This window comes from Streptomyces sp. P1-3, from assembly GCF_050613155.1.
In the GTDB taxonomy this organism is placed as follows: Bacteria; Actinomycetota; Actinomycetes; order Streptomycetales; family Streptomycetaceae; genus Streptomyces.
In genome coordinates, this window is record NZ_CP192512.1 from 6294467 (window position 1) to 6306627 (window position 12161).

Here is a 12161-nt window from a genome sequence, read left to right on the forward strand (position 1 = left end):
GGCCAGGGACGGCCCGCACTCGGCACACCCTCCGGCAGACAGGGGCCGTACCCAGTGACCTCGTACCAGGACCAGCCGTGGCTCGCGCGACTCAACCCGGCGCAGCGGGCGCCCGTGCGGGCGCGCCCCAGTGTGCTGCACGCCTTCCGCGACGCCGTGCGGGCGACGCCGGACCACCCGGCGATCGCCTACTTCGACGGCCGGCTGAGCTACCGGGAGGTCGACGCCCTCACCGACGCGGTGGCCGGGCACCTGGCCGGGCGCGGGTTCCGGCCCGGCGACCGGCTCGCGGTCATGCTGCAGAACACCCCGCACTTCGTCCTCGCGCTGCTCGGCGCGTGGAAGGCGGGCGGCGCGGTCGTCCCGGTGAACCCGATGTACAAGGCGGGCGAACTGGCCCACATCCTGCGGGACGCCGACGTCACCGCGCTGGTCTGCGGCGACCGCGCCTGGCGCGCCTACGTCCGCGAGACGGCCGCCGACTCCCCGGTGACCTGGTCCTTCACAGCCCGCGACGGCGACTTCCAGACCCGCGACGACCGGCGGGTGCTGAACACCGAGGGCGCCACCGAGGACCCGGCGGACGGCGCCGAGGACCTCCTCGCCGTCGCGCGCGGCGGCGCCCGGCCGCCCGCCGCCGTCGACGTCGCCCCAGACGACATCGCCCTGATCAGCTACACCTCCGGAACCAGCGGCCTGCCCAAGGGCGCCATGAACACCCACGGGAACCTCGTCTACAACGCCGACCGGCAGCGCGTCGGCCACGCGCTGCCCGACGGTGCGACCTTCTTCGCGCTGGCCCCGCTGTTCCACATCACCGGCATGGTCTGCCAGCTCTCCGCCTGCTTCGCAGGTAGCGGCACCCTGGCGCTGGCCTACCGCTTCGAGCCCGGCGTCGTCCTCGACGCCTTCGCCGAGCACCGCCCCGTCTACACCGTCGGCCCGTCCACCGCCTTCATGGCGCTCATGGCCCACCCCCAGGCCGACCGGGACCACTTCAGCTCCTTCCAGATGATGTCCTCCGGCGGCGCGCCGCTGCCGCCCGCCCTGGTCCGGCGGTTCCGGTCGGAGTACGGCCCGTATCTGCACAACGGCTACGGCCTGACCGAGTGCTCCGCGCCCTGCGCCAGCGTGCCGCGCGGCACCGAGGCACCCGTCGACCCGGTCTCCGGCACCCTCGCGGTCGGCGTCCCGGGCCCGGACACGGTGGTGCGGATCATCGACGACAGCGGCCGGGACGTGCCCTTCGGGGAGCACGGCGAGATCGCCGTACGCGGCCCCATGGTCGTCCCCGGCTACTGGCGTGCCCCAGAGGCCACCGCGGCGGCCCTGCCCGGCGGCGAGCTGCGCACCGGCGACATCGGCTTCATGGACGAGGACGGCTGGCTGTATGTCGTCGACCGCAAGAAAGACATGATCAACGCGTCCGGCTTCAAGGTGTGGCCCCGCGAGGTGGAAGACGTGCTGTACACCCATCCGGCGGTCCGTGAGGCCGCCGTCGTGGGCGTCCCCCACCCCTATCGGGGCGAGACGGTCAAGGCCTACGTCAGCCTGCGGCCGGGCGCGCGGGCGGCAGGGGAGGAGCTGTCCGGGTACTGCCGGGAGCGGCTCGCCGCGTACAAGTACCCGCGCGAGGTGGAGGTCCTCCCGGAGCTGCCGAAGACCACCAGTGGGAAGATCCTCCGGCGGGAACTGCGTTCCCGTCAGTGAGCACACGCACGAGAGGCAGGTGGCGACGATGGCCAGAACGACGGACGGCGATGCGAAACCGGTTCCGCAGCGGCTCCTGGCCGCCGCCACCCGCCTCTTCGCCGAGCGCGGCTACGACCGGACGTCGGTCCAGGAGATCGTGGAGGCCGCCGGGGTCACCAAGGGGGCTCTGTACCACTACTTCGGCTCCAAGGACGACCTGCTGCACGAGGTGTACGGCCGGGTGCTGCGCCTCCAGCAGGAGCGCCTGGACGCCTTCGCGGACGCCGACGCCCCGGTGGAGAAGCGGCTGCGCGACGCCGCCGCCGACGTCGTGGTCACCACCATCGAGAACCTCGACGACGCGACGATCTTCTTCCGGTCGATGCACCACCTGGGCCCCGAGAAGCTGAAGCAGGTACGGGCCGAGCGGCGCCGCTACCACGAGCGCTTCCGGGAACTGATCGAGGAGGGCCAGCGCAGCGGGGTGTTCAGCGACGCCACCCCGGCCGACCTGGTGGTCGACTACCACTTCGGCTCGGTCCACCACCTGGGCGCCTGGTACCGGCCGGACGGCCCGCTCTCGCCGCAGCAGGTCGCCGACCATCTGGCGGACCTGCTGCTGCGCGCGCTGCGGCCCGGTCCGTGAGCGCATCGGGCTCGCCGTGGCTGGTCCTGACCGTCCTCCGGAGAGTTCCCAGCTGCCCTCAAGCACGGAGCTGTAGGCCCTAGGACCGGGACACGCGCGCGCTGTCTCCTCGACGCAGGGTCCGGAGGACTGATGAGAATCACGCGTGAATACGGACGACGTATCAGCCAAGGCCTCACCTCCGCCGACGTGGCGCTGGAACCTCGTCTGCCGTATCCGGCGGGCTGGTCCGCGGTCGCCTTCTCCGAGGAACTGGGCACCGGAGCCGTTCTGACCCGGCCGCTGATGGGCCAGGACGTGGTGCTGTACCGGCCGCGCACCGGCGAGGTCCGGGCCATCCGGCCGTTCTGCCCGCACCTGGGCGCGCATCTCGGTCTGGGCTCGGTCGAGGGGAACGACCTCGTGTGCCCGTTCCACAACTTCGCCTTCGGCCCGGACGGCTCCTGTGTGCGCACCGCGTACGACGCGCCGCCGCCCAAGGTGTCGTTGACCCAGCTGCCGGTGCGGGAGGTCAACGGTGCGATCTTCGTCTGGCGGCATCACGACGGACGGCAGCCGGACTGGGAGATCCCGGCCTTCCACTCACTGGGACACCTGCGTCCGCACAGTGCCACCTGGGAGATGGCCGGTCATGCCCAGGAGGTCATCGAGAACTCCGTGGACCTGGGGCATTTCGCCGTACTGCACGACCTGACCAATGCCGAACTGGGGGCTCCGGTCGCCTATGACGGCGTGACGTTCCATGTGTCGATGCGGGCCTTGGGGGAGTTCTCCGTACTGGGTCGGCATCAGATCGAGATCGAGGTCGACGGATACGGCCTGAGCTGTCTGCACACCGATATCCGCACCCCTGGGATGGGCCTTGAGCTGTGCACGAAGATCATGGCCACCATGATCGCGCCCAATCGGATGCAGTTCCGGCAGTCCACGCGGTTCGCCGTGACGGAGCCCTCCCGGCTGCCACCGCGCCTGGCGCGGCTCGTGAGCCGCTCGCTGGCCCGGTTGCTGGCCCGTCCGATGTTCCGGTTCAGCTGCGAGTTCACCGCCGTGGACTTTCCGATCTGGGACACCAAGGAGTACCGGATGCCGCCCGGGCTGGCCAAGGGCGACGGGCCGATCGGCCCGTTCCGGCACTGGGCTCAGCAGTTCTATCCGCCGCCCCCCGGCGCGCGCACGCCGCCGGGGAGCAACGGCACGCGCACGCCGGCGGAGAGCAACGGCACACCTACGCCGCCGGGGAGCAACGGCACGCGTACGCCGTTGGTGATCCCCGGCGAGCAGCCGCCACCAGAGTGAGCCGGAAGGACAGGCGTGCGTGCGCGTCAGGCGTACTTCTTCAGCTCACGTCGCGCCAGCGACCTCTGGTGCACCTCGTCCGGGCCGTCCGCGAGTTGCAGCGTCCGCGCCGCCGCCCACAGCTCCGCCAGCGGGAGGTCCTGGCTGAGGCCGCCCGCGCCGTGCAGCTGGATCGCGCGGTCCAGGATGCCCACGACCGTACGCGGCGTGGCGATCTTGATGGCCTGGATCTCGGTGTGCGCGGCGCGGTTGCCCACGGCGTCCATCAGCCAGGCGGTCTTGAGGACCAGCAGCCGCAGCTGCTCCACGGCGACCCGGGCGTCGGCGATCCACTCCTGGACCACGCCCTGCGCCGCGAGCGGCTTGCCGAAGGCCGTACGGGAGGTGGCGCGGCGGCACATCAGCTCGATCGCCCGCTCGGCCATTCCGATCAGCCGCATGCAGTGGTGGATGCGGCCGGGGCCGAGCCGGGCCTGCGCGATGGCGAAGCCGCCGCCCTCCTCGCCGATGAGGTTGGTCACCGGGACCCGCACCCGGTCGAAGAGGACCTCCGCGTGGCCGCCGTGGTAGTGGTCCTCGTAGCCGAAGACCCGCATGGCGCGGCGCACTTCGAGGCCCGGGGTGTCCCGGGGGACCAGGACCATCGACTGCTGGCGGCGGATGTCCGCGCCCTCGGGGTCGGTCTTGCCCATCACGATGAAGATCGCGCAGTCGGGGTTCATCGCACCGGAGATGTACCACTTGCGGCCGGTGATGACGTATTCGTCGCCGTCGCGTTCGATCCGGGTCTCGATGTTGGTGGCGTCGGACGAGGCGACCTCGGGTTCGGTCATCGCGAACGCGGAGCGGATCTCGCCCGCCAGCAGCGGCTTCAGCCACCGTTCGCGCTGCGCAGCGGAGCCGAACTGCGCGAGCACCTCCATGTTGCCGGTGTCCGGCGCGGCGCAGTTCAGCGCGGTCGGGGCCAGTTGCGGGCTGCGGCCGGTGATCTCGGCGAGCGGCGCGTACTGCGCGTTGGTCAGGCCGGCACCGTACTCGCTGTCGGGGAGGAAGAGGTTCCACAGGCCCCGCTTGCGGGCCTCGGCCTTCAGCTCCTCGACCACCGGCGGGGTGTCCCACGGGGAGGCCAGCGCCGCCCGCTGCTCCTCGGCGACCTGCTCGGCCGGGTGGACGTGCTCGGCCATGAAGGAGAGCAGAGCGGCCCGCAGCTCCTCGGTCCGGGCGTCGTATGAGAAGTCCATGGGGCGTCAGCTCTCCTGAAGGGTGGTGAGGCCGTTGCGGATGAACACCGGGACGAGGTCGCCGATGCGGTCGAAGCCCGCGCCGACGGTCTGGCCGAGCGTGAAGCGGTAGTGGATGCCTTCGAGGATCACCGCGAGCTTGAACCAGGCGAAGGCGGTGTACCAGGCGATGTCCGAGACGTCGCGGCCGGATCCGGCCGCGTACCGCTCGATCAGCTCGGCCGGGTCGGGGTGGCCGGGCGCGCCCGCGGTGGTGCTGACCGGCGAGTCGGCCAGGTCCAGCGGCCTGCTGTACATCACCAGCAGTCCGAGGTCGGTCAGCGGATCACCGAGGGTCGACATCTCCCAGTCGAGGATCGCGGTGATCCGGTCGTCGGCGCCCACCAGCACGTTGTCCAGGCGGTAGTCGCCGTGTACGACGGTGGGCGCGGGGGAGCGGGGCAGCGCCTTGGCCAGCCCCTCGTGGAGGGTGTCGATGCCCGGCAGCTCGCGGTCGCGCGACGCCGCCAGCTGCTTGCCCCAGCGGCGCAGTTGCCGTTCCAGGAAGCCGTCGGGCCGCCCGAAACCCTCCAGTCCGGCGGCGGCCGGATCGACGGAGTGCAGGGCGACCAGGGCGTCCACCAGGGACAGTACGACCTCACGGGTGCGCCCCGGGCCGAGGGCGGCCAGCTGCCCGGCGGTACGGTACGGGGTGCCGGCAACCAACTCCATGACGTAGAAGGGCGATCCGATGACGGTCGCGTCCTCGCACAGCAGCACCGGCTCCGGCACGGGCACGGCCGTCGGGTGCAGCGCGCTGATCACCCGGTGTTCGCGCGCCATGTCGTGAGCGGTCGCCAGGACGTGCCCGAGTGGCGGCCTGCGGACCACCCAGCGGGCGCTGCCGTCGGTGACCCGGTAGGTGAGATTGGACCGCCCGCCCTCGATCAGCTCGGCGCTCAGGGGGCCGTGCACCAGGCCGGGGCGCTCACGGTCCAGGTGCGCGCGCAGGCGCTCCAGGTCGAGTCCGGGGGGAGTTCCTTGGCTCATGAGGGCCATCATGCCGACCGGTCGGTATGGAGTCCAGAGCGCGCGGGAATCCGGCCGGGGGTCGACCGGGGTCGCGCGCGGTGTCAGACGGACCGCTCCATGCTGGGGCGCAGCCGGTCCAGCAGGGCGTAGAGCGTCGCGCTCTCCTCGGTGTCGAGGGTGTCCAGCGCGCTGTGCGTGGCCTGCATCTCGGCGCGCACCCGGCGGATCGTCTCCAGGCCCTCGTCGGTGATCGTGACGTTCTTGACGCGGCGGTCGGTGGGCGAGGGCTCGCGGCGCACCAGGCCGTGGTCCTCCAGCCGGTCCACGATGCCGGTGATGTTGGAGGCGTCGCAGATCAGCCGCTCGGCGAGGCCGCGCATGGGCAGCGGGTCGCTCCGCAGGTGATCGAGCACCTTGGCCTGGTTCCCGGTGAGGCCGTGGCGTGCCGCGGCGGCGGCGAAGTCCCGCCACTGGGCGGTGCCGATCGCCGCGAGGAGCTCCAGGAGCTCGATCTTCGAGGGGGCGTGCGGGGTGCTGGCGCTGGCGCTCATGCACCGACTGTAACTCAAGGTAATTAAGAAGTTCAACCATTAACTTGACTACCTCAAACATCGAGGTCTACCTTCTCCTAGTTGCTTGATGACTTCAAGCATCCATGTCGCCAAGTAACGAGTCGCGAAGCAACAAGGTCGCGAAGTAGCAAGAAGGACCTCCATGAGCCACGCACCAGCCACCGACGCGGCCGAGGGGCGGCGCAGCGAGACGGTGATCGTCTTCGCGCTCAGCCTGGCCGCCATGGTCGTGTCGATGATGCAGACCCTGGTGGTGCCGATCCTCGGCCGCATCCAGAACGACCTCGACATCACCTCGGCCCAGGTCAGCTGGGTCACCACCGCCACCCTGCTCTCCGCTGCCGTCTTCACCCCGCTGCTGGGCCGCTTCGGCGACCAGCACGGCAAGAAGTCCACCCTGGTCGGGGTCCTGATCGTCATGGTCGCGGGCTCCGTGCTCGCCGCGACCACCCACTCCCTGGCCTGGCTGCTCGTCGGCCGGGTGCTCCAGGGCGCCGCCACGGCGATCTTCCCGCTCGCGCTGTCCGTACTGCGCGAGGAGGTCCGGCCCGCCAAGCTTCCCGGGGCGATGGCCCTGGTCAGCGGCACCCTCGCCTTCGGTAGTGGCCTCGCCCTGGTCGCCACCGGCCTGCTCACCTCCGGTGACGACGCCGACTACCGCAGCGCCTTCTGGCTGGCGACCGGGCTCGCCGTCGCCGCCCTGCTCGCCGTCGTCTTCCTGGTGCCCGCCACCCGCGAGACCACCGGTGGCCGCACGGACGTGCTCGGCGCCCTCACTCTCGGCGCGACCCTCGTTCTGCTGCTGCTTCCGATCACCCAGGGTCACGAGTGGGGCTGGACGAGCGCCCGTACGCTCGGTGGCTTCGCCGGAGCGGTGATCATGGCCGTCGTCTGGGTCCTCGTGGAACGCAAGGTCCGCGAGCCGCTCGTCGACATGCGCATGTTCGCGCACCCCCCGGTGCTGTTCGCCAACATCGCCGGCCTGCTCGTCGGCTTCGGCATGTTCGCCCTGTTCATCGGCGTCTCGTACCTGGCGCAGATGCCGTCCGCGCTCGTCGGGTACGGCTTCGACGCCTCCATCCTCCGCGCCTCCGTGCAGTTCCTGCTGCCCAGCACGATCGTCTCGCTGCTGTCCGCCCCGATCGGCGGCCAGCTCGTACGGCGCCACGGGCCGCGCCTGGTGCTGATCCTCGCCTCGGTCATCGGCACCGCGGGATTCGTGTGGATCTCCCTGGACCACTCCCACACCGCCTCGGTCATCGGCGCCGGCATGCTGGTCGGCGCGGGCATCAGCCTCGGCTACGCCGCGATGCCCGCGGTGATCGTCGCCAGCGTCCCGCCGCGGCAGACCGGTATCGCCAACGGCATCAACTCCATCGCCCGGTCCACCGGCAGCGCGATCGGCAGCGCCATGATCACTACGGTGCTCGCCTCCAAGAGCGTGGAGAACCTGCCGCCCGGTGTCCCGCAGCTGCCCGCCGAGTCGCAGTTCACCCTGAGCTTCGTCCTCGCCGGAGCCGCGTTCGCCCTGGTCGCCGTGGTCGCGGCGGTGGGGCTGCGCCGGATCCGCGGTCACGCGGCCGCCGATCAGCAGCCCGCCGCCGACCAGGCCGAGAAGGCCGAGTCGGCCGAACGGGCCGGGGTCTGACGGGTCAGATCAGCACGGTCGCGCCGAGCACCGCCAGCGCGACCGCGCACCCTGCCGCGACCACGGCCGCCCGCGCGGACAGCGCGGGCGGCCGCGGCGCGGCCATCGCCCGGATGCGCCGGTGCGCCGCACGCAGGAAGACCAGCCAGACCAGCGCGGTCAACGCCGTGGCGAGCAGCGGCACCGGCCCCGGCGCGGCCCGCAGCGCGTGCCGTACGCCGAGTACGCACACCACCGCACACGCCAAGGTCGTACGCCGCCAGGCCAGCCGGGTGCGCTCCGGCTGGAGTCCCGGATCCCGCGCCGCCCGCGTCATCAGCGGGCCCAGCCGAACGCCGCGACCAGCACCATCCCCGCCGCGAGCACACCGACCGTCACCCCCAGCACCGCCGGGAACCGGGAGGCCGGCAGGTCCTCGCCGCGCCGCATCGCCCGTTCGCAGCGCACCCAGTGGTTGACCGCCCGTACGGCGCAGACCGCACCGCCTGCCAGCAGGGCGGCGGCCAGCGCCAGCCGCCACGGCCGGGCCATGTCGGGCAGGAACTGGTCCACCGCGATACCGCCGCCCACCAGCGCCAGCGAGGTCCGCAGCCAGGCCAGGAAGGTGCGCTCGTTGGCCAGCGAGAAGCGGTAGTCGGGGGTGGCGCCCTCGGCCCGCACCCGCGCGGGCGCGAACCACAGCCGCACGCCCGCGACGGCGGCGGCCAGTCTGCCGCGGACGGCGCCGGACCGGGTCTCGGACCGGGGCTCGGGCCGAGTGTCGGACCGGGTGCCGGACCGAGGGACGCGGATCATAGGACGAGCCTACGTGCGGCGGTGCGTCAGCAGCCGCCGGTACGCCTCCCTGCCGTCCGGCACCCACTCCCATTCGGCCAACCGCAGCGCCAGCTCCTCCTCGGTCAGGAAGGCGTGCCAGGCGATCTCTTCGGCCTGCGGCGCCACCGGCAGGTCGCAGCGCACCTCGTAGACCCGGCTGAACCAGGTGTGCTCGGGCGTCTCGTACAGAAAGGTGAACAGCGGTACGGGCGCGGGCAGCCCACAGACCCCCAGTTCTTCCTCCGCCTCGCGCAGCGCCGCCTCGTCGTAGGACTCGCCCGCGCCGACGACCCCGCCCACGAACACGTCGTACAGGGAGGGGAAGACCAGCTTCTGCGCGGTGCGGCGGTGGACGAAGATCCGGTCCGCCGCGTCCCGGGCCAGCACGAAGACGCAGCGGTGCCGCAGCCTCCGGGCCATCGCCTCGCCGCGCGGCGCCTGGCCCACCACGCGGTCCCGCTCGTCCACGATGTCCAGGAGTTCGTCGGCGGAGCGCGGCTGCTGCTGTGATGCGGACATGGCGCCATACAAGCAGATCAGACGGGTACTGCCAGACGGTTGACGCCCTACCGGTCGGTATGCAAGATCGCAGCATGGCGTACGACGCGGATGTGATCGTGGTGGGTGCGGGGCTCGCGGGGCTCGCGGCCGCAGCCGAACTGGCCGAGGCCGGACGCAGCGTGATCCTGCTGGACCAGGAGCCGGAGCAGTCCCTCGGCGGCCAGGCGCACTGGTCCTTCGGCGGCCTGTTCCTCGTCGACTCGCCCGAGCAGCGCCGGATGCGCATCCGCGACAGTCACGAGCTGGCCTGGCAGGACTGGCTGGGCACGGCGGGGTTCGACCGCCCCGAGGACCACTGGCCGCGCCGCTGGGCCGAGGCGTACGTCGACTTCGCGGCGGGCGAGAAGCGGTCATGGCTGCGCCGCCAGGGCGTACGGCTGTTCCCCGTCGTCGGCTGGGCGGAGCGCGGCGGCTACGACGCCACCGGGCACGGCAACTCCGTACCCCGCTTCCACATCACCTGGGGCACCGGGCCCGGCCTGGTCGCCCCGTTCGAGCGGCGGGTGCGCGCCGGGGCCGCCCGTGGCCTGGTCAGCCTGCGCTTCCGGCACCGGGTCACCCGGCTGTCGCGCACCGCGGGCGTCGTGGACACCGTCAGCGGCGAGATCCTGGAACCCAGCGACGCCGAACGGGGCACGCCCAGCAGCCGCGAGGTCTCCGGCGCCTTCGAGCTGCGCGCCCAGGCGGTGATCATCACCTCCGGCGGCATGGGCGGCAACCACGACCTGGTGCGCCGCAACTGGCCGCGGCGGCTCGGCACACCGCCCGAGACCATGGTCTCCGGCGTGCCCGCGCATGTGGACGGGGCGATGCTCGGCGTCGCCGAGGCGGCCGGCGCCCGGCTGATCAACCGCGACCGGATGTGGCACTACACCGAGGGCGTCCAGAACTGGGACCCGATCTGGCCCCAGCACGGCATCCGCATTCTGTCCGGCCCCTCGCCGCTGTGGTTCGACGCGCGCGGCAGACGCCTTCCGGTGCCGCTCTTCCCCGGCTTCGACACCCTCGGCACCCTCGAACACATCATGCACACCGGCCACGACCACACCTGGTTCGTCCTCACCCGGAAGATGATCGAGAAGGAGTTCACGCTCTCCGGCTCCGAGCAGAACCCCGACCTGACGGGGAAGAGCTGGCGCGAGGTGCTGGGGCGCGCGCGATCCGGCATCCCCGGCCCGGTCCAGGCGTTCATGGACCGCGGCGCGGACTTCGTCGTGGAGCGGTCGCTGACCGCCCTGGTGCGCCGGATGAACGAACTCACCGGGGAACCGCTCATCGACGAGGCCGAGTTGCACCGGCAGATCGCCGCGCGCGACCGCGAGATCACCAACCCCTACACCAAGGACCTCCAGGTCACGGCGTTGCGCGGCGCCCGCAGATACCTCGGCGACCGGCTGATCCGCACCGCGGCCCCGCATCGCCTCCTCGACCCCGCGGCGGGCCCGCTGATCGCCGTACGGCTGCACATCCTCACCCGCAAGACGCTCGGCGGCCTGGAGACCGACCTGTCCGCGCGGGTGCTCGCCGACGGCGGTACGCCGCTGCCCGGTGTCTACGCGGCGGGAGAGGCGGCCGGGTTCGGGGGCGGCGGTATGCATGGCTACCGCTCTTTGGAGGGAACCTTCCTCGGCGGCTGCCTGTTCTCCGGGCGGACGGCGGGCCGCGCGGCGGCGAAGGCGGTGGGCTGAGCACCGTCGCCGGGGGAGGCTGACGCCGCGTCAGTCCTCCACCGCGGCGCGCACCCTGCGCGAGACGGTGATGGTGTAGAGGTCGAGTACGCCGGGCGGCTCGGCGAGCCCGGGGCCGCCCGCGCGGAGCCAGGCCGCGATGTCGTCCAGCGCGTCGTCGTCGTTGACCAGACCCAGCCATACCGGCCGCCCGCCGGCCGCCCTGCCCGCCGCCGACGGCTGGACCACCACGACGTTGGCCTGGTCGCAGACGTCCAGGCAGTCCGAGGCGCGGACCTGTGCGGCATCCCCGAGGGCGGCGCGCAGCCGCGGTATCTGGGCGGAGTGGTCGACGCCGGGGATCTTGCGCGGGTCGCCGCAGCAGCAGCCGCGGCAGACCGTCACTCGGCAGGGGGCGGTGGAATGGCTGGTCACCGGCGTGATCCTAGATCCCTGCCCCGAGGCTCCCCGAACCGGGCCCGCGCAGCAGGCCGGATGACGGACCGGGCCGCCGGAGGGTGCTCCGGCGGCCCGGTCGCGATGGAGTGTCAGGTCACTTGTTGATGCACTTGCCGGAGTGCGCGAAGTTGAGCAGCGCGATGACGGGAACCTGGTTGCCGCACGCGTTGATCGGCACGTTGATCGGCACCTGGATGACGTTGCCGCTCAGGAAGCCGGGCGAGCCCACGGCCACGCCACTGGCGGAAGCCCCCTTCCCGTGGTCGTGGTGGTGGTGACGCTTCTTGGCCTTCTTCGGGGCCTTCTTGTACGTGACGACGTACCGGCCTTTCGTCTGGCCCTCGTCCGGGGTTGCCGCGGCGACACCCGCGCCACTGACGACCAGGGCACAGCTGGCAGCCGTCATGCCCGCCGCCTTGACGAATCGCTTCATCGCCATATTCCTCTCACTTGCCGTGAATGGGGCAATCTTCTCAACGAACGGAATCGTCCATGGATGCGCGTTATCACCCGATCGCATCATCGAAGGGGGTGGGTGCCCCGTCGGCGGAG

General features: G+C 71.9%; 13 protein-coding genes. 5 read left to right on the plus strand and 8 right to left on the minus strand.

Annotated elements, in window-relative coordinates:
* Positions 1–54 precede the first annotated feature (54 nt).
* The 3 genes from ACQUSR_RS26905 to ACQUSR_RS26915 all read left to right on the plus strand — a co-directional run bounded on the left by ACQUSR_RS26905 (position 55) and on the right by ACQUSR_RS26915 (position 3634).
* Positions 55–1710 carry an AMP-binding protein gene (locus ACQUSR_RS26905; RefSeq protein WP_431045194.1) on the plus strand — a complete coding sequence of 552 codons (1656 nt, stop codon included), beginning with the start codon at positions 55–57 and terminating at the stop codon, positions 1708–1710.
* Positions 1711–1738: 28 nt separating this feature from the next.
* Positions 1739–2338, plus strand: coding sequence for a TetR/AcrR family transcriptional regulator (locus ACQUSR_RS26910; RefSeq protein ID WP_431045195.1), 600 nt, complete (start codon positions 1739–1741; stop codon positions 2336–2338).
* A gap of 132 nt (positions 2339–2470) precedes the next feature.
* Positions 2471–3634 carry a Rieske 2Fe-2S domain-containing protein gene (locus tag ACQUSR_RS26915; protein WP_431045196.1) on the plus strand — a complete coding sequence of 388 codons (1164 nt, stop codon included), beginning with the start codon at positions 2471–2473 and terminating at the stop codon, positions 3632–3634.
* A gap of 26 nt (positions 3635–3660) precedes the next feature.
* Here the strand turns inward: ACQUSR_RS26915 and ACQUSR_RS26920 are convergent, their stop codons facing one another.
* From ACQUSR_RS26920 to ACQUSR_RS26930, 3 genes are all read right to left on the minus strand, one after another.
* Positions 3661–4875 carry an acyl-CoA dehydrogenase family protein gene (locus ACQUSR_RS26920; RefSeq protein ID WP_431045197.1) on the minus strand — a complete coding sequence of 405 codons (1215 nt, stop codon included), beginning with the start codon at positions 4873–4875 and terminating at the stop codon, positions 3661–3663.
* A 6-nt stretch (positions 4876–4881) separates the two neighbouring features.
* Complete coding sequence (locus tag ACQUSR_RS26925; RefSeq protein WP_431045198.1) at positions 4882–5904, minus strand: phosphotransferase family protein; 1023 nt, start codon at positions 5902–5904, stop codon at positions 4882–4884.
* Positions 5905–5987: 83 nt separating this feature from the next.
* A complete protein-coding gene (locus tag ACQUSR_RS26930) occupies positions 5988–6437 on the minus strand; it encodes a MarR family winged helix-turn-helix transcriptional regulator (protein ID WP_431045199.1) in 450 nt (149 codons plus the stop codon).
* A gap of 163 nt (positions 6438–6600) precedes the next feature.
* On the opposite strand from ACQUSR_RS26930, the gene ACQUSR_RS26935 reads away from it, so the two are divergent.
* A complete protein-coding gene (locus tag ACQUSR_RS26935) occupies positions 6601–8106 on the plus strand; it encodes an MFS transporter (protein ID WP_431045200.1) in 1506 nt (501 codons plus the stop codon).
* A 4-nt stretch (positions 8107–8110) separates the two neighbouring features.
* Here the strand turns inward: ACQUSR_RS26935 and ACQUSR_RS26940 are convergent, their stop codons facing one another.
* The 3 genes from ACQUSR_RS26940 to ACQUSR_RS26950 form a co-directional block, all read right to left on the minus strand.
* Positions 8111–8422, minus strand: a complete 312-nt coding sequence (locus ACQUSR_RS26940) for a DUF202 domain-containing protein (RefSeq protein ID WP_431045201.1) — start codon at positions 8420–8422, stop codon at positions 8111–8113.
* Entirely contained in the window at positions 8422–8814 is a 393-nt protein-coding gene (locus tag ACQUSR_RS26945) for a YidH family protein (RefSeq protein WP_431047869.1), read from the minus strand. Before ACQUSR_RS26945 ends, ACQUSR_RS26940 begins: the two co-directional genes overlap by 1 nt.
* A 96-nt stretch (positions 8815–8910) precedes the next feature.
* Entirely contained in the window at positions 8911–9441 is a 531-nt protein-coding gene (locus ACQUSR_RS26950; RefSeq protein WP_431045202.1) for an NUDIX domain-containing protein, read from the minus strand.
* 74 nt (positions 9442–9515) lie between these two features.
* Between ACQUSR_RS26950 and ACQUSR_RS26955 the strand changes: the two genes are divergently transcribed.
* Positions 9516–11171: an FAD-binding dehydrogenase gene (locus ACQUSR_RS26955; RefSeq protein ID WP_431045203.1), complete on the plus strand. Its 1656-nt coding sequence runs from the start codon at positions 9516–9518 to the stop codon at positions 11169–11171.
* Positions 11172–11201: 30 nt separating this feature from the next.
* Here the strand turns inward: ACQUSR_RS26955 and ACQUSR_RS26960 are convergent, their stop codons facing one another.
* Together ACQUSR_RS26960 and ACQUSR_RS26965 are read right to left on the minus strand one after the other, a co-directional pair.
* Entirely contained in the window at positions 11202–11585 is a 384-nt protein-coding gene (locus tag ACQUSR_RS26960) for a (2Fe-2S) ferredoxin domain-containing protein (RefSeq protein ID WP_431045204.1), read from the minus strand.
* 118 nt (positions 11586–11703) lie between these two features.
* Positions 11704–12042 (minus strand): chaplin, encoded by a 339-nt coding sequence (locus tag ACQUSR_RS26965; RefSeq protein WP_431045205.1) that lies wholly within the window; start codon positions 12040–12042, stop codon positions 11704–11706.
* Between the last annotated feature and the right edge of the window lie 119 nt (positions 12043–12161).